The following is a 22201-nucleotide window of genomic DNA, read 5'->3' on the forward strand; positions in this document are numbered from 1 at the left end:
TACATTCTTATCGCCTTGTTTTATGATCGGTGTTTGAGCTTTCAAGAAGCGTTTCATAGTGCTGTATGACTTCTTCATAAAAAGCATTCGTTTCTTCCACAGAATAAACCATTTCTGTGTCCCATAAATTCGCTAAAAAGTCATAAATACAATGATTTAAACTATTCTCCTTAAAGAAGAAGGTACTTTTATCCATATCTTCTCCGTAATAGAAAATAATATTCGTTGGAGAATAACAGCTGATAGAAAGGATGCTTTCAAAAGAAAAGTATTCTTCTTTTAATAGGAAGTCAGCTCTATTATCTTCTTGATTTTGTTTTAAGATCTTACGCAGGACATAAAGGCGTTCTGCTAATGTGGTTGGTTCATATAAAAAGGAAGGTATTTGAAAATCACGTCCATTTTCCATAAACAATAACACACCTTGCTTCGTAAAATAATTTACGGAATTTTAAAACGTCCTGCTGCAGCCAAGGTACAATTAAGTACAACGAAAAAGACGATGTATAAAGGACAGAAATCTTCCTTAAAAGCCAGCGTCTTACCTTCAAAAGCATCTCAGAATGTTACTTGGTCGAGTAGTAATAAAAAAATTGAAACGGTGGATAAATATGGTAAAGTCAGCGCAAAAGCCACAGGAAGTGTAACCATTACAGCGAAATCATTGAATGGGAAAAAAGCACAATGTATTGTAAAGGTTGTAAATGCTCCTTCAAAGGTGACTTTAAATTATAAGAACAAAACATTGAAAAAAGGATCTTCTTTCACCTTAAAAGCGACACTGGCACCGAAAGGAACCATTCAAACAGTTACCTGGTCAACATCTAATAAGAATGTTGTGACCGTCAGTGCAAAAGGAAAGGTTACAGCTAAGAAAAAAGGAACTGCCTATATTTATGCACGTAGTGTAAATGGCAAAAAAGTTTCCTGTAAGATTGTTGTAAAATAATGCTAATTGAACAGCATGAGAAAATCTGCTGTTCTTTTTTAATGCAACCAAACTTTTAGGAAGTTTCACCAGAAAATTACGGGGCAACTTTAGGGGAATGAAAAAACAAACAAGAAATTTCAGACCCCTAAAGATTTTGGATACCCCCTTTTTTTATGCCATCAGCATTCTGTCAAAATGGAGGATATCTGTTATAATACATACAGAAAGTGAGGGATTTTATGCTTTATATCATTTCACCGACAAAAACAATGAAAACAACGACCCATTACAAACCATCTGCCATGCCACAGCTGTGGGAAAAAGCAGAGTTGCTTTTAGCGAATATAAAGATGTTAACAGTAGAAGATATTATGCATTTCATGCATGTGAAAGAAGCATTGGCTATACAGACAAAACAACGCTTTGATCAATTGTCTTTTCATGAGAATGGCTATTGTGCAATAGAAGCTTATGATGGCTTACAATTTAAATATATGCAAATGGAAGATTTAGCGATGAGCGAGCTTTCCTATCTTCAGGAACATCTGCGTATCCTCAGCGCTTTTTATGGCATTGTCAGACCCTTTGACAGTATTCAACCTTATCGCTTAGAAATGCAATGTAAATTAAAGGTACAAGATTATAACGATCTATATGCATATTGGCAAGATACTTTGGCTAAAGTATTGCTAAAGGAAGTTCATACGCATAAAGAGAAGTATCTTTTGAATCTTTCAAGTAAAGAATATGAGAAAGCAATACGTCCCTATATTCCAAAAGAACAATGGATTGATGTTATTTTCCAAGTAGAAAAAAAGGGAAAACGTAAAGTTGAGGCAACACAGGCCAAGATGGCAAGAGGACGCATGGTTCACTTTTTGGCACAGCGACAAGTAGAAACTTTGGCAGAAGTTTATCAGTTTCAAGAAGATGGTTATCAGCTAGATAAGGAACGAACTGGAAATCAGCAGATCGTATTTTATAAAAAAGGATAAAATGATAAGATTTTAAGGTAATCCTGTTTGCATAGAGATTGATTCCTTGATAAAATTTAAACCGTTCTAGAAAGGAGTCAAAAGAATGGATTATATAAAACTTATCGGTATCGTTATCATCGTCGCTGGCTTTGTCATGAAATTTGATGTTTTAGCGACCGTGTTGATTGCCGGTTTTGTAACTGGCTTGGTATCCGGATTAAGCTTTATGGAAATATTACGCATTATGGGAGAATCCTTTGTGAATAATCGCTTGATGTCGATTTTTTTGGTGATTTTTCCTGTTATTGCGATTATCGAGCGATATGGACTTAAGGAACGCTCTGCTTATTTGATAGGGAAGATTAAAAATGCATCTGCCGCCAAGGTATTGGCTTTGTATATGATCATACGCAGTATTGCCAGTGCCGCAAATATACGAATCGGCGGACATGTAGAATTTGTACGTCCTTTGATTTTGCCGATGTCAGAGGCGGCAGCAGAGAAGGCTAAGGGGGAACCCTTAAATGAAAAGCAAAGAGATACATTAAAAGGAATGACAGCCTCCATTGAAAACTATGGGAACTTTTTTGCGCAAAATCTGTTTCCTGCCGCAAGTGGTGTCTTATTGATACAGGGAGCGTTAGCAGAAGCCGGCTATGGAGAAGTTACGATCAGTTCTGTAGCAGCAGCTTCCATACCGGTGGCCATAATTGTCCTGTGCTTAAGCTTTGTGCAGGTTTGGCTAAAGGATAAGAAATTGCGAAGGAGGGAAGAATAAAATGGCGGCATTCTTAGATTATGCAGCGGAATTTATCTTTATCCTTTGTGGATTTATCAGTTTTAATGCAGCCTATCGGGCTTTGGAAAATGAACATGCCAAAGTGGGGACGACATTGTTTTGGAGCATCCTTGGGGTGATCTTTATGTTTGGTAAGGTGTTACCCTATGAAGTGTGCGGCATCTTGTTATTAGTGATGGGCGGTTTGACCATGACCCATCAAGTACAAGTTGGTACATTTGCGCCAGTAGATCAAAAAGCACGTCAACAATACAGTGAAAAAATTGGTAATAAGATATTTATACCGGCGGTGTTGGTAGCGGTTGTGGCGTTGATATTGTCAAGAGTGAAACTTGGTGAATTAGCGTTACCCGGTGCGGTAATGGTTGGAACAGGATGCATCCTTGCTTTATTTACCGCTATGTTTATTTGTCGTCCAAACTTTCAGGATACACGCCATGATACGGCTAGATTGCTGATGCAGGTGGGAAGTGCCTCCTTGTTGCCACAGTTGTTAGGAGCATTGGGGCAGGTATTTACCAAAGCCGGTGTTGGCGATGTCATATCAACAATGATGGCTGGTATCTTACCAGAAGGCAGTATCTTCTTTGGTGTGGTTGTCTATTGCCTTGCGATGGTCATTTTTACGATGATCATGGGAAATGCTTTTGCGGCTTTTTCAGTTATAACGGTAGGGATAGGTATTCCATTTGTGATTGCTCAAGGCGGTGATGCCAGTGTTGTTGGAGCTTTAGGTATGACGTGTGGATATTGTGGAACATTATTAACACCGATGGCGGCAAATTTTAACATTGTACCGACCGCCGTATTAGAAACAAAGGATAAATGGACCATCATCAAAGCACAGGCACCAATGGCTTTGTTGTTGATTCTCATTCATATCATCTTGATGCTGACCTTAGCTTTTTAAAAAAGTTTAAAAAGCTTTGATTGGCACAGAATAAAGCGTATGGAAAGGAGCACATACAGCACATAAAAGCTGTATCATAAGATTATGAAAATATTAGTAACAGGTTTTGATCCGTTTGGAAAGGAAAGTATCAATCCGGCAATCGAGGCAGTGAAACGTTTAGATGATGAAATTGCGAATGCACAGATCATAAAATTAGAAATACCAACAATTGCCCACACATCTCTTGCCGTCATCAAACAGGCGATTGAAGACCATGAACCGGACATGGTGCTATCCATTGGTCAGGCAGGAGGCAGAAGTGATATCACGGTAGAGCGCATTGGTATCAATATTGATGATTATCGCATTGCAGATAATGGTCATCAGCAGCCTATCGATGAAAAAATCTTTGCGGATGGTCCGGATGCTTATTTTGTTAATCTGCCGATTAAGGCGATGGTCAAAAGCATACGCTCTGCAGGTATACCAGCCTCTATATCTAATTCAGCAGGGACCTTTGTGTGCAATCATGTTACCTATGGCGTTCGCTATTTATTAGAAAAACGTGGAAAAGGACAAAAAAGTGGGTTTATTCATATTCCATATCTCCCAAGTCAGGTTGTTGATAAACCAAATCAGCCAAGTATGGCATTGGATGTCATTGTAAAAGGTATTCAAGCGGCGATAACGGCAATGGTTGAGCAAGCAATTGATGTTAAAGAAAGTGAAGGCACGATTTGTTAATGAAACAGATATTTGTATATGGTTCTTTACGTAAGGGAATGTATAACTATGAACGCTATCTGAAAGGGAAAAGCCACTTTGTTGGATATGGATATGTAAAAGGCTGCCTCTACGCATTAAAAGATGCGGCGTATCCGGCATTGCTAGATGGTGATCAGGATGTCTTTGGTGAAATTTATGAGATTGATGAACAGGTTGCATCAGCGATTGATGAGCTGGAGGGCTGTCATAAAGATACGTTAGGGGAGTACTACAAAGCACGAAAGATAATACGTACAACACAAGGCGCACTTTTAGAATTGGAAGTCTATTGCTTTTCCTTGGATTATGAAAAGAATGCGGAGCGTTTAAAAGCGGTAATTCCGCATGGAGATTTTGTGAAATATGTTAAGGAAGAAAAGAAAGAGGCAATATAAAAGATAGAAGCAAATAGCAAGCAGATTGACACATGAAGGATCTAGGGACGTATTTGATATTGGTCTATGTGAAAGATATAGGAAATCTCTATATCGGCTGATGAGAAAGATAGCTTATTAAATAAAATAATAAGCTATATGATTTTTATAAAAGGATAACCGATCAAAGCACTTACTCAGAGGATTTGTTGAAATTGTTGCGTTCTTTGAAAGTATGGTATAATGATGCTACATGAGTGATCAAATCGAAAGGGAAAGGGGCAAAATGAATGAACTATGCGGTGAGTGCATGTCTTATGGGCGTGAATTGTAAATACAATGGCGGTAACAATGAAAATGCCAAAATTATAGCATTTTTAAAGGATCGTCCTCATCTTACAGTATGCCCTGAAATAGCCGGTGGTTTACCGGTTCCGCGGGCATGTTGTGAGATCGTTAACGGACGTATCTTGAATACAGATAAGGAAGATGTGACAGACGCTTTTATAAGAGGCGCTGAAAAGGAAGTACAGCGGTTGCTTGATGAAAAAGTAGATTTGGTAATCTTACAGCCAAGAAGCCCAAGCTGTGGAAAAGGGCGTATTTATGACGGTACTTTTCAAGGGAAATTAAAAGATGGTGATGGTGTTTTTGTACAGCTCTGTAAAAAGCAGGGAATTGAAGTGTGGAATTGTGACGAATTTCTTGAAAAACGAATCGGCTTTTTAAAATAATGGCGATTTCCTTTGTTTTCGTTAAAAAAAAGATTGTAAGTGGTATCAAAATGGTTTAAAATAGAGTATGTAAATAAGTTAATTTAGGAGGAATATAAAATGAAACAAATTACTGTATCTGTAATCGACCCAGTTGGTTTGCATGCACGTCCAGCTACTGTTGCTGTAAACGCTGCAAGCAAATTCAAATGTGAAGTTAACGTGTCTTTCAAAGGCCGTGAAGTAAACATGAAATCCATCATGGGTGTTATGTCACTGGGAATCCCAACACAGTCTGAAATCACAATCACTTGTAATGGTGATGATGAAGATTCTGCAATCGCTGCTATCGAAGAAGTATTGCGCGCACAGAAAATCATCGGTTAATGAAATTATGATGAAAAAGATGACAAAGGTCATCTTTTTTTTCAACTCTTTTATAAGGTAATAAAAAAGAAACATAATGCATCACAGAAATCTGTGGTAATCGCTTACATTTCGATAAAGTTTGATATAAAATGTAAATGAAGTATGCTATAATAGAAACAGCAATACAGAAAGGAAGAATGAGAAAATGTACAAAGATATTTATGAAAGATGGTTACATCATCCTAACCTAGATCCTTCTTATAAAGAAGTGCTTGAAAACATGGATGAAGAGACGATGAATGATGCTTTTTATACAACGATAGAGTTTGGAACAGCAGGAATGAGAGGCTTGTTGGGTCCTGGAACAAATCGTATTAACATTCATACGATTCGTAAAGCAAATGTGGGATTTGCTGAATATATCTGCGCACATGGCGAAGAAGCTATGAAACGCGGCATTGCGATTGGTTATGACAACCGTCATATGTCAAAAGAATTTGCTATGGATTCTGCAAGATTGTTGGCTACGTATAACATCCGTTCTTATGTGTTTGAATCCTTGCGCCCGACTCCTGAATTAAGCTTTGCAGTCAGACATTTTCAATGTTTCGGCGGTATCATGGTAACGGCTAGTCATAATCCGAAAGAATATAATGGTTATAAATTGTATGATGAAAAAGGCTGTCAGCTAGTACCGGCACTTGCTGCACAAGTTATTGATCGTGTGAATGCGGTTGCGGATGAATTGGCAATTGAGGCAAATCCAACTGCTGAACAGGAGAAACTGATTACGGTCATCGGAAAAGATGTTGATGAAGAATATTATGCTAATGTATTAAGTATCCAGTTGAATCCGGATATTCCAAAAGATGATGTGAAAATTATCTTTACCCCAGAGCATGGAACAGCCAATATTCCAGTGAAAGAGGTATATACACGTGCGGGATATCATTTTGTGGCTGTGGAAGAACAATGTACGCCAGATCCTGATTTCTCGAATACACCAACACCAAATCCTGAAGAAGCAGGTTCTTATGAAATGGCATTAGAATATGCAAAACGTGAAGATGCCGATATTATTTTGGTATGTGATCCTGATGCAGACCGTATGGGTGTCGGTGTTAAACATAATGGAGACTATAAACTATTAACAGGGAATCAAAGTGGTGCCGTTTTAATTGAGTACATCTTCTCACAATTGACAGCAAAAGGGGAAATGCCAAACAATCCTGTCATGTTTAATACCGTTGTAACCAGTGATCTTGGAGAAAAGATTGCGACAAAGTATGGTGTTGCAACAGAAAAGACATTAACCGGCTTCAAATTTATTGGTGAAAAGGTTGCGAAATATGAAAAGACAAATGAAAAGCAGTATGTATTTGGTTATGAAGAAAGTTATGGCTCTTTGATTAAACCATTCGTACGCGATAAAGATGCTCCACAGGCTTGTTTGATGCTAGCTGAAGCTGCTTGCTACTATAAAGCAAAAGGTAAGACATTAGTGGATGTATTATATGATTTGTATGCTGAATTGGGCTATTATGAAGAAAGCCAAACTTCTTTGAAATTAGAAGGACAGGCTGGAGCTGAACGCATTCAGGAAATTTTAGCTACTTTGCGTAAGAGTGAAGTAAAAGAAATCAATGCAACAAAGGTAACGCGTTTTGAGGATTACAAGGAATGTCGTATCTTAGAAAATGGTGTAGAGAGTGAATTATGTGGCTTTACGAAATCAGACGTCTTGAAATACTATTTAGAAGATGGCAGCTGGATAGCAATACGTCCAAGCGGTACAGAACCAAAATGTAAGTTCTATTATTGTATCAAAGGCACTTCCTTACAGGACGCACATGAAAAAACATTAGCTTATCAAGATGCTATGAAGAAACTGATTGGTTAATAGAACATAGCAAAGTACATTTTAATGCCCGATTCGGGAAAAAATAAGGAAGTCTTAAGACTATTGAAAAATAGTAAAGACTTCCTGTTTTAATTAGCAAAGGAGTATGAAGATTTTACTATCTGCCATGAAAAGGCAAAGTTTATGCGAGATGTCAGTGCCTAATTGTCAAGGTAACCAAAATGATCAATTGAAAGACAAAGTTTATTGAAAGATGACTTATGCACACAGTTTAACAATCTGCAATAGTTTTTTCTTAATGAAAAAGGTACTATAGGCAAAAGATAATACAAGTAAAGGGATTAAGATGATCATAAAAACGCCTCCTTTTGTTAGCTTAGGATAACTCTATATATACAATAACTTATATGGGATTAGAAGTCAACATAGATGCATAAAACTTTGATTATCAAAGGCTAAACGACAATTTTCATGATTTGTATAAAAAAACAGCAAAAAACCTTGAAACCCATTACAAATTCTTTAAAATAACAAAATTCTTGTAGGTTTTACAGGCAAAATAGAGTAAAATAAAGATATGATATAGAAACTGGAGGAGTTCTCATGAAAAATAAAATTTTAGATAATTATTATAAAGGAAATGCCATCAATGCATATGAGTTTTTTGGTGCGCATATCTGTGAAGAACGTGGGAAAAAGGGTGTTCGTTTTACGACATTTGCGCCGCATGCACAGGAAATACAGGTCATTGGAAGCTTTGATGATTGGAGCTGTAAAGGACACAAGATGCGTCGCAGTGATGATAAAGGAGTATGGACATTATTTATTGCTGGTGCTAAAGAAGGAGATATGTATAAATACCGTATCACACAGGCAACCGGCAGAGTTGTCGATAAAATGGATCCATATGCATTTTATTCAGAGTTGCGTCCGAACACAGCATCCATTGTGACAAATCTGGAATATAAAAAATGGAGCGATGGCAAATGGCTCGCAGAAAGAGATAAGAACTTTGCAAAACCAATGAATATCTATGAGTTGCATATAGGCTCATGGAAAAAGGAAGAAGATGTGGAGTGGGTAAATTATCGCAGCATAGCAAAAGAATTGATCGCTTATGTAAAAGAAAATCATTTTACTCATATTGAATTGATGCCTTTGAATGAATATCCATTCGATGGTTCTTGGGGTTATCAATGCAGCGGTTATTTCAGTGCAACGAGTCGTTATGGTACATGTGAGGATCTGATGTATCTGATTAACGCATGTCATAAAGCAAAAATTGGTGTCATTATGGACTTTGTGCCAGTACACTTTGTACGAGATGATTTCTCTTTGTTTTATTTTGATGGAACGCCTCTATATGAATATGAGAAAGCATGTGATGCAGACTCACAATGGGGAACCGCTAATTTTAATCTATGGAAAGAAGAAGTGCGCTCATTCTTAATGTCAGCGGCAGCTTTCTGGATTGATAAATATCATGTCGATGGTCTTCGTATGGATGCAATCAGCAATGTCATTCACTGGCATGGCAATAAAGACTTAGGAACAAACGAAGGAGCATTGCACTTTATTAAACGAATGAATTTTAATTTACATGAAGCATTCCCTGGAATCATGCTGATAGCAGAGGATTCCAGTGATTTCCCTAAGGTTACACATCCGACGGTTGAAGGCGGTTTGGGCTTTGACTATAAATGGGATTTAGGTTGGATGAATGACACCTTGAAATATTTAGAAAAAGATCCTATTTACCGTAAATGGCATCATAATAATATTACTTTCTCAATGGCCTATTTCTATTCTGAAAGATTCTTGATGGAATTTTCTCATGATGAAGTAGTACATGGCAAGAAGACAATTGTTGATAAAATCTTTGGAACCTATGAACAAAAATTTGCGCAATTAAGAACGTTATATTTGTATATGTTTACACATCCTGGTAAAAAGCTAAACTTCATGGGAAATGAATTGGCTCATTTCCGTGAATGGGATGAAGAAAAACAGTGCGATTGGGATTTATTAAAATATCCGATGCATGACGCTTTCCATAAATACTTTGCGAAACTAGGTGAAGTATACTGTAAATCGGCTACGCTGTATGAAAAAGAATATGACTGGGAATCTTTTGAATGGATCGATGCGGATAATGCGGATGAAAATCTCTTTAGTTATATGCGAAAAGGGGAAACTAAGAATTATATCGTTCTTCTGAATTTTTCACCTAATGTATATAAGGCTCATACCTTCGGGGTTTCTGAAAGTGGAACCTATCAGGAAATTCTGAATACGGATATGGATATATATGGAGGAGAAACTACAACATTGCAGAAATATAAAACGATAAAAGAAGAATGCAATAAACGTCCTTATACCATTACAGTAGATGTGCCAAGTTTTGGCGGTGTCTTATTAGAATATAAGAGAAAAAAACCAACTGCGAAAAAACAAGTGAAATAAAGTAAGAAAGGTTCAATGCCATGATGGTATTGAACCTTTGCTTTATATGGGACAAACGTTATGCATTTCATAAAGAGTATCGTTTTTTAATACCTACTATCGCTTTTGGAAAAGAAGTTTAAAAAAAATAAACACTTCTTCTTGCATTTCATTTCCATTCGTATTAAAATACAAGAGCGCCACATTTTGTGGTGTTTTAGAATGCGTGGGAGAAGGAGCAGCTCCTTCAATCAAACCACTGCATAAGACAACAATATATAGGAGGTGTGTCTTGTGAGTAAAAAAGTTGCAAAGATTTGTAAACTTCAGTTCCCTGCAGGAGGAGCTAGACCGGGACCAGCACTGGCATCTGCCGGAATCAACATGCCGCAGTTCTGTACAGCATTTAACGATGCTACAAAGGACCGTAATGGTGATATGGTACCAGTTATTATTACTGCATACGAAGATAAGAGCTTTGATTTCGTATTAAAAACAACTCCAGCAAGCATCATGATCAAGAAAGCTGCTGGCATCAAGAAGGCTAGTGGTGATCAGAAAGAAACCGCTGGAACAATTACAGTTGATCAGCTGCGTGAAATCGCAGAATACAAAATGCCTGACTTAAACGCAAATGATGTTGAAGCTGCTATGCGTATCGTTGCTGGTACTGCTAGAAACATGGGCGTTAAAGTTGAAGGTTATGAAGGATAAGAAAGGCGAGAGGTAAATAGATATGGCAAAAGTTGGAAAGAAATACGCTGAAGCTGCTAAGAAAATCGACCGCTCAAAGTCTTATTCGGTAGCTGAAGCTGTAAAATTAGCAAAAGAAACAAACATCGCTAAATTCGACGCATCTGTTGAAGTTAGCTTCAAATTAAATGTAGACCCACGTCATGCAGATCAGCAGATTCGTGGTGCTATGGTACTGCCTCATGGTACTGGTAAAACACAGAAAGTTTGTGTTATTACACAGGGACCTAAGGAACAGGAAGCAAAAGACGCTGGCGCAGATTTCGTTGGTGGAAAAGAATTGTTAGAAGAAATCCAGAAGGGATGGTTTGACTTCGATGTGATCGTTGCCACTCCAAACATGATGGGTGAATTAGGTAAATTAGGTCGTCTGTTAGGACCTAAGGGCTTAATGCCAAATCCTAAGACTGGTACAGTTACCATGGATGTTGCAAAAGCTGTTGAAGACATCAAAAAAGGTAAAGTAGAATACCGTGTTGATAAAGAAGGTAACATTAACCTGATGATCGGTAAAGTAAGCTTTGACGATGAGAAGTTAGTGGACAACTTCAACGCAATCTACAACACAATCGTAAAAGCACGCCCTGCTGCAGTTAAGGGTGCTTATATCAAAAACCTTGTATTAACAACAACAATGGGTCCTGGCATCCATGTAGAAATCGTTAAATAAGGTTGACAAACTGCAAAACAACGTTTAAAATATTCGATGTTATCAATATACCATAGACAGTAACGGCGTAACAGCTTAATCATGTTACCGAGGTAGAAAGCAAGTAGATAAAACTTTCACCCGTAGACTGTCCAGTTTGCGGGTGTTTTATATCACTCTTGAAAGGTATATTGTTACATATAAATCAGGAGGTGTGAAGTTCATGAACCAGGCAATCATCGATAGCAAAAAGGCAGTCGTTTCTGAAATTGCTCAGAAAATGAAAGAAGCCGATTCAACCGTAGTTGTTGAATATCGTGGTCTGAGTGTTGCGGAAGTAACACAGCTGCGTAGAGATCTTCGCGCAGAAGGCGTAGAGTTCAAGGTTTACAAAAACTCTCTTGCTCAGCGTGCTGCCGAAGAAGCCGGTGCCAGTGAATTAGTAAAAGACTTGGTTGGACCAAACGCAATCGCATTTGGACCAGACGCAGTTGCCCCTGCTCGTGTATTAGCAAAATTTGCGAAAACACACGACAAGCTTGTACTGAAGAGCGGTATCGTAGAAGGTAAGGTAGTCAGTGTTGACACAATCAAAGAGTTGTCAAGTCTGCCAAACCGCGAAGGTATGTTATCAATGCTGTTAAGCTGCTTACAGTCACCAGTACGCGGATTCGCATGTGCTGTTAAAGCTGTTGCAGAAAGCAAAGAAGAAGGTGCAGCACCAGCTGCCGAAGCTACAGAAGAAGCTGCTGCTTAATTGCATGCAGACAAACTATTAACTAGGAGGAAAAGAACATGGCAAAATTAAACCAGGAAGACATCTTAGCTTACTTAGAAGAAGCTACAATCTTAGAACTGAATGAATTAGTAAAAGCAATCGAAGAAAAATTTGGCGTAACGGCTGCTGCTCCAGTTGCTGTTGCAGCTGCTGCTGATGCAGGTGCTGCTGCTGAAGGACCAAGCGAAGTAACTGTTACATTAACAGACATCGGTGGAACAAAAGTTGCTGTTATCAAGGCTGTACGTGAAATCACAGGCTTAGGTCTGGTAGACGCTAAGGGTCTGGTTGACAAAGCACCAAGCGTAATCAAAGAAAATGTTAGCCCAGAAGAAGCAGAAGAAATCAAGAAGAAATTGATGGACGCTGGAGCTAGCGTAGAAGTTAAGTAATAACTTACACATCTTGATGAACTACAAAAAGCCTTCGGGCTTTTTGTCACCTAAAAAAGGCGGGATAACGATGGATCATTATTTTACAGATAATCGTCATTTAGCAGAAAACCGGAAGGAAATATCTTTCCGGTTTTGGTGTTTTAACTATACTTTCTTAACTGATAATGGTGTCTTCTCAAAAGACGGTGTTGATTTTGGAACACAGGTCTTCTTAAACACCCTGCTGAAAAGAGATGAACTACAGGATACGATACTTGATGTTGGCTGCGGATATGGACCAATCGGTATCATCATCAAGCATACATATCCCGATAAGCATGTGGAAATGGTCGATGTCAATCCACGTGCAATCGCCCTAGCTAAAGAAAATGCCAAGGCCAATCATGTGGATGTGCAGATTCATGAGTCCGATGTATATGCACAGGTAACTGGGAATACTTATACTGACATCCTAACCAATCCACCCATCCGGGCCGGTAAGAAGGTCATTTATGAAATCTTTGAAAAAGCTTATGATCATTTATGTGAAGGCGGCTGCTTATGGGTTGTTATTCGTAAGCAACAGGGCGCAAATAGTGCAGTGAATAAAATCAAAGAAGTGTTCGGTAATTGTGACATCATTGAAAAAGAAAAAGGCTATTGGATCTTAAAGGCAAAGAAATAAATATACGTACAGCTGTAACTATAGTACCGCTATAACGTAGGGAGAAATTAAGTCGGTTGATATCAAGAATACCAACGATAACGTAGAGAAGTTAAATCGGTTGATATCAAGAGTACCAATGATAACGTAGAAAAGTTAAGTCGGTTGATACCAAGAATACCAACGATAACGTAGAGAAGTTAAATCGGTTGATATTAGGGAATGCCAGCATGCACGCTTTCACGAAATTATGAAGGAAAGCTCTTCTTGATGGAAATTGCCACCATGATGGTGCAACAATCGTCATCACATGCAATCAGTTATGAAAATATACCTTTCCATGCAGATTGCTACCCAACGGACACAAATAGCTAAAATATCGAAAAAGCATTGACAATTTGACAAACCATTGATATTATAATAAATTGCATAATACTAAAATATTAAAATGGGTTTTCATGCCCTATTTTGGTAAGAAAAACTTGTAGAAAGGATGGCGTACATGGACAAAAAACAGCCTTATCGTATTGTCGCTTCCGGTAAAAAGGCAGAGCGTCGCGATTACTCAAAAGTTAGTGGACATCTGGAACTGCCGAATCTGGTTGAAATTCAGACGGATTCTTTTGAGTGGTTCAAGAACGAAGGAATTGGAGAAGTTTTCAATGAAATCTACCCGATTCAAAACTATGGAGGAAATATCAAGCTGAAGTTCGCCGGTTATGAATTCGGTGAACCTAAATACAATGCGGAAGAATCAATGTATCGCGAATGTAATTACGCAGCACCATTGAAAGCACGCATGGAACTTGAAATAACAGATAACACAACAGGTGAAGTTATCAATAAATGGGAAGATGTCTTCCTGGGTGATTTCCCTTTAATGACCGAAACAGGTACTTTCATCATCAATGGAGCGGAACGTGTCATCGTTTCGCAGATCGTGCGTTCTCCAGGAGCGTACTTCTCTACCGGTTATGATGAAAAAACAGGTAAAGTATCGTATGCCTGTGAATTAATTCCAAGCCGTGGTACTTGGCTGGAATACATGACAGAAACGAAAAAAGCGTCTACCGGACGTGTTTTAAACATGAGCATTGACCGTAAACGTAAAATGCTTTCTTCTGTATTGTTTAAAGCTGTCGGTATGTCTATTGATTTAGATCACAGCGAAGATGCCCATGATACAACACAGATCAAGACGTTCTTAAAGGCTATGGGACGTGATGTGATCGAAGATGTTGCACAGGATGATGAAGATCGTGAATTCATGAATCTTTACCTTACATTATATGCATCTTACTTTGGTAAATACGAAGAAATTGAGAATACCCTGTTAGCCGATAAGGTAAAGACTACACAGGAAGCTTTATTGTCTATTTATGAAAACCAGCGTTCGGATGAAATCCCTACCTTGGATGGTTCTATCACCTTAATGAATGCGAAGTTCTTTGATCCTCGCCGTTATGATCTAACCAAAGCCGGACGTTTTAAATTACGTAAGAAATTAAATGCCATCAACCGTATTTACGGTAATCGTTTGGCAATGGATATTTTGGCAAGTGATGGCAGTGTCTTCATGCCTAGTGGTACGATGATTCATCGTGATGAACGTAACACTTTACGTGAAGAGTTGGAAAAAGGTATGCATGTACATGCTTTCCCTTTCAATCCATTATTCAACCATCCGGATAAAGTAGAAGTTCCGGCATCTAACCATCTTGGTCTTGTTGGCCGTGTTTTGGCAGAAGATGTGGAATTGAGTGATGCTACACTGTTTGAAGGAACCGTATTAACACAGAAGGATGTAGACGCAATCGCAAAAGAATGTGAAACCATTTCTGTACATGGCGGTATCATCGCAAAGCAGGTGGCATTGGAAAAAGGCAATGTCAATGCAGTGTTAAACTATGGACAGCGCATGTATGCGTTAGGCCGTGTAACGGATGCACAGGGCAATGATCTGGAAAATGAAGAAGGTGACTTCTATGCAGAAGGCTATTTACCTCGTCATAAGCCAGATACCTTAAGTGCAAACGACCAGGAAGCTTTACGTAATAAAGTAAACAACGGTGAAACGGTGTATGCATGGTTGGTAGGTGCAGCTGTTCAGGAAGTGCTTGTACGTACCGGCGATGAGCAAGTAGTAAAAGTAATCGGTAATGACCCATATGCGAACAAGCATACCATTACGATTTCCGATATGTATGCATTCTATACGTATAACTTAAATGTTATGGAAGGTGTTGGAGAAACCGACGATATCGATATGTTGGGTAACCGTCGTATCCGTTCTGTTGGTGAATTGATCCAGAACCAGTTCCGTATTGGTTTAAGCCGTATGGAGCGTGTTGTTAAGGAACGTATGTCCATTGCGGAAACAGCAACCTTAACACCTAAGAAATTAACGAATATTCGTCCATTAACAGCAGCTATCAAGGAGTTCTTCTCGAGTTCTCAGCTGTCACAGTTCATGGATCAGCAGAATCCATTGGCAGAATTGACCAACAAACGTCGTATTTCTGCCTTAGGTCCAGGTGGTCTGACTAGAGATCGTGCCGGTTTTGAAGTACGTGACGTTCATAGTTCTCACTATGGTCGTATCTGTCCTATCGAAACCCCAGAAGGTCCAAACATCGGTTTGATTTCCAACCTGACTTCTTATGGTAAGATCAATGAATATGGATTTATTCAGACACCATATCGTATCGTTAAGAAAGATGGAACAGTAGAAGATGAAGCAATCTACTTATCAGCTGATGAAGAAGCGGATTATGTTATCGCGCAGGCGAATGAGGTTGTAGAAGGCCGTCTGATCAATGAAAATGTCGTTGCTCGTAAAGCGGGAGAAACCATCATCGCTAAACGTGAAGAAGTAGAATTAGCCGACGTTTCACCAAAACAGATCGTATCCGTGGCAACTGCCTGTGTACCATTCCTGGAAAATGACGATGCTTCTCGTGCCTTGATGGGTGCGAACATGCAGCGTCAGGCCGTACCTTTGTTACAGCCACATTCTCCATATGTAGGAACTGGTATCGAGTATAAGATCGCCAAGGATTCCGGTGTCGGTATCGTCGCAAAAGAAAACGGTATTGTTGAATATGTCGATTCTCAGCGCATCATCGTTAGTGGTGATGATGGAGAACGTCATGAATATCGTTTGCGTAAATTCCAGCGTTCTAACAATGGTACTAACATCAACCAAAGTCCAATCGTAAAAAAAGGTGAACGCATCGATAAGGGAGATATCCTAGCCGATGGACCATCTATGGAAAAGGGTGAACTTGCCCTTGGACAAAACGTTACTATCGCCTATATGACATGGTATGGCTACAACTATGAGGATGCCATCATCATGAGTGAGCGTTTGGTACGTGATGATGTGTATACGTCAATTCATATTGAAGAATACGACATTGATTGTCGTGAAACAAAATTAGGGCCAGAAGAAATTACTCGTGACATTCCTAACGTAAGTGAAGCAGCCTGCCGTAACTTAGACAGCCGTGGTATCATCATGGTTGGTGCGGAAGTACGCGAGGGTGACATTCTGGTTGGTAAAGTAACACCAAAAGGACAGAGTGAAATCTCTCCTGAAGAAAAACTGTTATTAGCTATTTTCGGTGAGAAATCCCGTGAAGTGCGTGACAACTCCTTGAAGGTACCTCATGGTGGTGCCGGTATCGTACATTCTATCCGTATCTTCAAAAGAAGTGAAGGTCATGATCTGCCACCTGGAGTTAATGAAACCGTAAAAGTTTACATCGTTCAGAAACGTAAGATTTCTGAAGGTGATAAGATGGCCGGCCGTCATGGTAATAAAGGTGTCATCTCCAAGATCTTACCGGTTGAGGATATGCCATATATGCCAGATGGAACGCCAATTGATATCATGTTGAACCCATTCGGTGTGCCATCTCGTATGAACATCGGACAGGTTCTGGAAATCCATTTAGGATATGCCGCTAAGAAACTGGGCGTGAAATTCTCCACACCGGTATTCGATGGTATCAACAACCAGGAATTAAGCGACATCATGAAAGAAGCCGATATGACCGTAGATGGTAAACAGGTACTGTACGATGGACGTACCGGTGAACCATTCGATGAACGTATTTCTGTCGGTGTTATGTACATGATCAAACTGGCGCACATGGTTGACGATAAGCTGCATGCCCGTGCAACCGGACCTTACTCCTTAGTAACGCAGCAGCCATTAGGTGGTAAAGCACAGAATGGTGGTCAGCGATTCGGTGAGATGGAGGTTTGGGCACTGGAAGCTTATGGTGCTGCCCATACACTGCAGGAAATCTTGACGGTAAAATCTGATGATATCGTAGGACGTACTAAGACTTATGAAGCAATCATCAAAGGAAAAGATATTCCTGAACCAGGCATTCCTGAATCCTTCCGCGTATTGAAACATGAGTTACAGGCATTAGCCATCGATGTGAAGATGCTGGATGAAGACGGAAATGAAGTCGATATCAACAAAGAAGAATCAAGTGAACCTGCTGCACTGCCACCAATTCCACAGGAAGAAGTTGTCAGTGAAGAGGATATCAATGATATAAATGAAGATGTTGAAGTTGAAGATGATGAAGTGCTTTTGGATGATGAAGAAAACATGGATGACTTCGACGAAGATGTATTAATTGCAGAAGATGATGAACAAGTAGAGGAGGCGTAAGTAGATGAGTGTTAATGATTTTGCCTCAATTCAGGTGAGCCTAGCATCTCCTGAAAGAATCCATGAATGGAGTCATGGTGAAGTTAAAAAACCGGAAACAATCAATTATCGTTCCCAGAAACCGGAACGTGACGGATTGTTCTGTGAACGTATTTTCGGACCTAGCAAGGACTGGGAATGTTATTGCGGTAAGTATAAGAAAGTACGTTATAAAGGTGTTGTCTGTGACCGCTGTGGTGTAGAAATCACCAAATCCAGTGTTCGTCGTGAACGTATGGGACACATTGAATTGGCTGCACCGGTAGCACACATCTGGTATTTACGCGGTATTCCTAGCCGTATGGCACTGCTGCTGGATGTAACACCAAAACAATTGGAAGAAGTAGTATATTTCGTATCCTGGATCGTAACAGATCCTAAGGATACGAATCTGGAATACAAACAGATCTTATCTGAAAAAGAATATCGTGAATATATGGCACTGTACGGTCCTGGAAGCTTTACGGCACAGACTGGTGCAGAAGCTGCTTTGACCCTGTTGAAAGAAGTTGACCTAGAATTAGAATACAAACACATTCAGGAAGCTTTGGAAAATGCGCAGGGTGAAAAACGTAAGAAATTAATCAAGCGTTTGGATACCGTAGAAGCTTTCCGTAATTCTGACAATAAGCCAGAATGGATGGTTATGACAGTAATTCCGGTAATCCCACCTGATTTAAGACCAATGCTGCAGTTAGATGGTGGACGTTTCGCGACAAGTGATCTAAATGATTTATATCGTCGTGTCATCACACGTAACAACCGTTTGAAGAAGCTGTTAGAGTTGGGAACTCCTGCTATCATCGTACAAAACGAAAAACGTATGCTGCAGGAAGCAGTTGATGCTTTGATCGATAATGGTCGTCGTTCTAAACCAATTACCGGTGCCGGCGGACGTGCTTTGAAGTCTTTATCACATTCCTTAAAGGGTAAACAAGGACGTTTCCGTCAGAACTTATTAGGTAAACGTGTTGACTTCTCCGGTCGTTCTGTAATCGCCGTAGGACCAGATTTGAAGATGTATCAGTGTGGTATTCCACGTGAAATGGCAATTCAGCTGTTTAAACCATTTGTTATTAATGAAATCGTAAATCAGGAAATCGCCAGCAATCCAAAGACAGCAGAGAAACTGATTGATCGTCAGGATCCACGTATTTGGGATATCGTTGAAAAGGTAATTGATGGCTATCCTGTCTTAATGAACCGTGCCCCTACGCTGCACCGTTTAGGTATTCAGGCGTTTAAACCAAAACTGGTAGAAGGACGTGCATTGCGTCTGCATCCATTAGTATGTACTGCCTTTAATGCCGACTTCGATGGTGACCAGATGGCTGTCCATGTACCATTGAGTGAAGAAGCAAGAGCTGAAGCCTTAGTGATGATGTTAGGTTCTAACAATATCCTTGGTCCAAAGGATGGAAAACCAATCGTTACCCCAGGTCAGGATATGGTCATGGGTAACTTCTATCTGACGATGGAAGAAACGGCTGAAGAATTCCATGATGAAGCGCAGCGCTATTTATCTGTCGATTGTCCAAAATCAGCAGCTATGTGGCAGCGTTATGGAGATAATGAAGGACATGTCTTCGGTAGCATCAATGAAATTTTGATGGCTTATGAAACAGACCAGATTCATTTACATTCTCGTATTGCCATTCCGGCAAGAGCATTAAATAAAACAAGCTTTACGGATGAACAGCAGAAACAGTATTTGCTGACAACAGTTGGTAAGGTTATCTTTAACAACATGTTCCCTAGCGACTTCCCATTCTTGAATGAGGTAAGTGCAGCCAATTTCCAGGCAACACCGGAAAAGTATTTCCTGGATATGGGAAAAGATGTAAAAGAAGCTATCCGTAATTTACCTGTAACACCTGCTTTCAAGAAAAAAGACTTAGGTAAGATCATCGGTGAGATCTTCAAACGTTACAGTACTGAAAAAACATCTGAAATCCTTGACCAGATCAAGGATATGGGATTCAAATATTCTACAGTTGCCGGTGTTACGGTATCCTTAAGTGATATCGAGGTTGCTCCTCATAAAGAAGAGCATGTGGAATATGGTAAAGCCAAAGCCGAAGAATTAAAAACCCTGCGTAAGAAAGGTAAGCTTACGATGCAGGAGTGGGAACGTCACTTAAATAAGCTGTGGGCAGATGTCAAAGATGATATCGCCGAAGAGCTGTTAGGTAACTTGCCACGTAAAAACCCAATCAACATGATGGCGCGTTCTGGTGCCCGTGGTAATACGTCAAACTTTACTCAGTTAGCTGGTATGCGTGGTCTGATGGCGAAACCATCACAGTCCAAATCAGCGAAGGGTGAATATGTACCAAGTATCATCGAGGTTCCTATCTATTCATGTTTCCGTGAAGGTCTGAATGTGTCTGAGTTCTTTATCTCAACACACGGTGTGCGTAAAGGTCTGACCGATACCGCATTGAAGACTGCCGAATCTGGATATCTGACACGTCGTTTGGTTGACGTTGCCCAGGATGTTATCGTTAAACAGGAAGACTGTGGTACAGATAAAGGGTACTGGGTAGAAGCTATCGTAGATCGCAAAACGAATACGATTATCGAATCTTTGTATGATCGTTTAGTTGGCCGTTATACAAAACAAGAAGTTACAGATCCTAAGACAGGTGAAGTCATCATTGAAAGTGATGAATTCATCACGGAGCCAATTGCGCAGCGAATTGTAGATGCTGGTGTTGAAGGCTTATATATCCGAAGCGCATTTACTTGTAAATCTATTTACGGTGTATGTAAGAAATGTTATGGTCGTAACATGGCAACCGGTAAAGATGTTGAAGTTGGCGAAGCTGTTGGTATCATGGCTGCCCAATCTATCGGTGAACCAGGTACACAGCTGACCATGCGTACTTTCCATACCGGTGGTGTAGCAAGTGCTGATGGTGGAGATATCACACAGGGTCTTCCTCGTGTCGAGGAGCTGTTTGAAGCTCGTTGTCCTAAGGGTGTAGCTGTATTAGCTCAGATTACCGGTGAAATCACATCGATTAATCAGATTGAAACAGGTTACGAAGTAGTTGTCGCAAATGATAAAGAAAGTATTACGCATAAGGTGACTTTGGTACAGGCAATTCGTCCTTGGATGAAGGTTGGTGCACATGTCGAAGCTGGTGACAAAATTACGGAAGGTCAGGTTGACCCTAAGGAATTATTAAAGGTTGCTGGTGTACGTCAGGTACAAAACTACATTCTAAAAGAAGTTAAGAAAGTATATGCTAGCCAGGGTATTGAAATCAGTGACAAGCATATTGAAGTTATGATTCGCCAGATGCTGCGTAAAGTAGTCGTTCTGGAAGGCAATGATACACACTTGAATCCAGGTGTGCAGGTATCCTTGACCGAAATCACGAAAATCAACCGTCAGGCATTGTTAAGCGGTAAAACACCGGCTACTTTCAAACCGGTATTGTTGGGTATTTCTAAGGCATCTGTTGAAACAGACTCCTTCTTATCGGCAGCATCTTTCCAGGAAACAACGAAAGTTCTGACGGATGCAGCAATCAAAGGTAAGAAAGATTACCTGATTGGTTTGAAAGAAAATGTTATCATCGGTAAGCTGATTCCAGCTGGAACCGGCTGCAAAGCTGATCGCCAGACAAATGAAATCATTGCGGAAAGAGCAGAAGAGTTACGCGAAGAGCGTATCGAACGTAATGCGAAACCAGATGATGATCAATTTATGGCATATGTACCTTCACCTGAGAAATTAACAAGTGAAATGGTACAGAAAATCATGGATGGTGAAGATGTATCTGATGAAGAAATTGGAATTAAACAGCCAATTCTTCCGGAATTACACGATTAACAATCCTAAAGGATATCAAGAAGGAGTTCTTACGATGTAGGAACTCCTTTTGTGATTATCAAAAGTATCTATATCAAGAGGCAAATTCGTAAAGCGATAGAAAGAATTTCTGCCTAGATCATATGGAATAGCAGATTAGTAAAAATAATCTGAAATAATCATAAAAAAGTTATTATTTTGATTGACAGGAACGATATAATTTGATATTATATACAGGCACTCAACGAGAGTGACATCCACCAAACAGTGGATGCTATCGGTCTTTGAAAACTGAACAGGAAACGTCAATT

At 39.6% G+C, this 22201-nt stretch carries 18 protein-coding genes and 1 other annotated feature; of the genes, 17 read left to right on the forward strand and 1 reads right to left on the reverse strand.

Translation table 11 applies throughout. From position 1 onward, the window contains the following. Positions 1 to 7: 7 nt before the first annotated feature. Positions 8 to 409: a hypothetical protein gene (locus LI241_RS10810; protein ID WP_008691264.1), complete on the reverse strand. Its 402-nt coding sequence runs from the start codon at positions 407 to 409 to the stop codon at positions 8 to 10. Between the two features lie 15 nt (positions 410 to 424). Here LI241_RS10810 and LI241_RS10815 point away from each other — a divergent pair, with 15 nt between their 5' ends. The 17 genes from LI241_RS10815 (at position 425) to rpoC (ending at position 21911) form a co-directional block, all read left to right on the forward strand. Continuing rightward, positions 425 to 949 carry an Ig-like domain-containing protein gene (locus LI241_RS10815; RefSeq protein ID WP_008691267.1) on the forward strand — a complete coding sequence of 175 codons (525 nt, stop codon included), beginning with the start codon at positions 425 to 427 and terminating at the stop codon, positions 947 to 949. A 221-nt stretch (positions 950 to 1170) separates the two neighbouring features. Further along, positions 1171 to 1926, forward strand: coding sequence for a peroxide stress protein YaaA (yaaA, locus tag LI241_RS10820; RefSeq protein WP_008691268.1), 756 nt, complete (start codon positions 1171 to 1173; stop codon positions 1924 to 1926). Between the two features lie 85 nt (positions 1927 to 2011). Then, positions 2012 to 2686: a DUF969 domain-containing protein gene (locus LI241_RS10825; protein ID WP_008691269.1), complete on the forward strand. Its 675-nt coding sequence runs from the start codon at positions 2012 to 2014 to the stop codon at positions 2684 to 2686. A gap of 1 nt (position 2687) precedes the next feature. Next, the gene (locus LI241_RS10830) at positions 2688 to 3617 is read left to right on the forward strand and encodes a DUF979 domain-containing protein (RefSeq protein WP_008691270.1); all 930 of its coding nucleotides are present in this window, start codon (positions 2688 to 2690) and stop codon (positions 3615 to 3617) included. Between the two features lie 84 nt (positions 3618 to 3701). Continuing rightward, positions 3702 to 4343 carry a pyroglutamyl-peptidase I gene (pcp, locus tag LI241_RS10835; protein WP_008691271.1) on the forward strand — a complete coding sequence of 214 codons (642 nt, stop codon included), beginning with the start codon at positions 3702 to 3704 and terminating at the stop codon, positions 4341 to 4343. Then, complete coding sequence (locus LI241_RS10840) at positions 4343 to 4759, forward strand: gamma-glutamylcyclotransferase (protein ID WP_008691272.1); 417 nt, start codon at positions 4343 to 4345, stop codon at positions 4757 to 4759. Before pcp ends, LI241_RS10840 begins: the two co-directional genes overlap by 1 nt. A gap of 269 nt (positions 4760 to 5028) precedes the next feature. Next, a complete protein-coding gene (locus LI241_RS10845) occupies positions 5029 to 5472 on the forward strand; it encodes a DUF523 domain-containing protein (RefSeq protein WP_008691273.1) in 444 nt (147 codons plus the stop codon). 99 nt (positions 5473 to 5571) lie between these two features. Then, positions 5572 to 5838: a phosphocarrier protein HPr gene (locus tag LI241_RS10850; protein WP_008691274.1), complete on the forward strand. Its 267-nt coding sequence runs from the start codon at positions 5572 to 5574 to the stop codon at positions 5836 to 5838. A 187-nt stretch (positions 5839 to 6025) separates the two neighbouring features. Continuing rightward, entirely contained in the window at positions 6026 to 7720 is a 1695-nt protein-coding gene (locus LI241_RS10855) for a phospho-sugar mutase (protein WP_008691275.1), read from the forward strand. A gap of 564 nt (positions 7721 to 8284) precedes the next feature. After that, positions 8285 to 10144: a 1,4-alpha-glucan branching protein GlgB gene (gene glgB, locus LI241_RS10860; protein WP_117547662.1), complete on the forward strand. Its 1860-nt coding sequence runs from the start codon at positions 8285 to 8287 to the stop codon at positions 10142 to 10144. Positions 10145 to 10417: 273 nt separating this feature from the next. Next, positions 10418 to 10837 carry a 50S ribosomal protein L11 gene (gene rplK / locus LI241_RS10865; RefSeq protein ID WP_008691278.1) on the forward strand — a complete coding sequence of 140 codons (420 nt, stop codon included), beginning with the start codon at positions 10418 to 10420 and terminating at the stop codon, positions 10835 to 10837. Positions 10838 to 10859: 22 nt separating this feature from the next. After that, the gene (rplA, locus tag LI241_RS10870; RefSeq protein ID WP_008691279.1) at positions 10860 to 11546 is read left to right on the forward strand and encodes a 50S ribosomal protein L1; all 687 of its coding nucleotides are present in this window, start codon (positions 10860 to 10862) and stop codon (positions 11544 to 11546) included. Between the two features lie 32 nt (positions 11547 to 11578). Continuing rightward, positions 11579 to 11705, forward strand: a sequence feature (ribosomal protein L10 leader region). A gap of 43 nt (positions 11706 to 11748) precedes the next feature. Next, positions 11749 to 12282 (forward strand): 50S ribosomal protein L10, encoded by a 534-nt coding sequence (rplJ, locus tag LI241_RS10875; protein WP_008977706.1) that lies wholly within the window; start codon positions 11749 to 11751, stop codon positions 12280 to 12282. Positions 12283 to 12320: 38 nt separating this feature from the next. Then, positions 12321 to 12695, forward strand: coding sequence for a 50S ribosomal protein L7/L12 (rplL, locus tag LI241_RS10880; RefSeq protein ID WP_008691281.1), 375 nt, complete (start codon positions 12321 to 12323; stop codon positions 12693 to 12695). A gap of 70 nt (positions 12696 to 12765) precedes the next feature. After that, on the forward strand, positions 12766 to 13362 hold the full coding sequence (locus LI241_RS10885; RefSeq protein ID WP_117547661.1) for a class I SAM-dependent methyltransferase: 597 nt from the start codon (positions 12766 to 12768) through the stop codon (positions 13360 to 13362). Positions 13363 to 13843: 481 nt separating this feature from the next. Then, positions 13844 to 18031: a DNA-directed RNA polymerase subunit beta gene (locus LI241_RS10890; protein WP_008691284.1), complete on the forward strand. Its 4188-nt coding sequence runs from the start codon at positions 13844 to 13846 to the stop codon at positions 18029 to 18031. 4 nt (positions 18032 to 18035) lie between these two features. After that, positions 18036 to 21911 carry a DNA-directed RNA polymerase subunit beta' gene (rpoC, locus tag LI241_RS10895; protein WP_008691285.1) on the forward strand — a complete coding sequence of 1292 codons (3876 nt, stop codon included), beginning with the start codon at positions 18036 to 18038 and terminating at the stop codon, positions 21909 to 21911. The last annotated feature ends 290 nt before the right edge of the window (positions 21912 to 22201 follow it).

It is taken from the genome of Longicatena sp. 210702-DFI.1.196 (genome assembly GCF_020563125.1).
Lineage (GTDB): Bacteria > Bacillota_I > Bacilli_A > Erysipelotrichales > Erysipelotrichaceae > Longicatena > Longicatena caecimuris.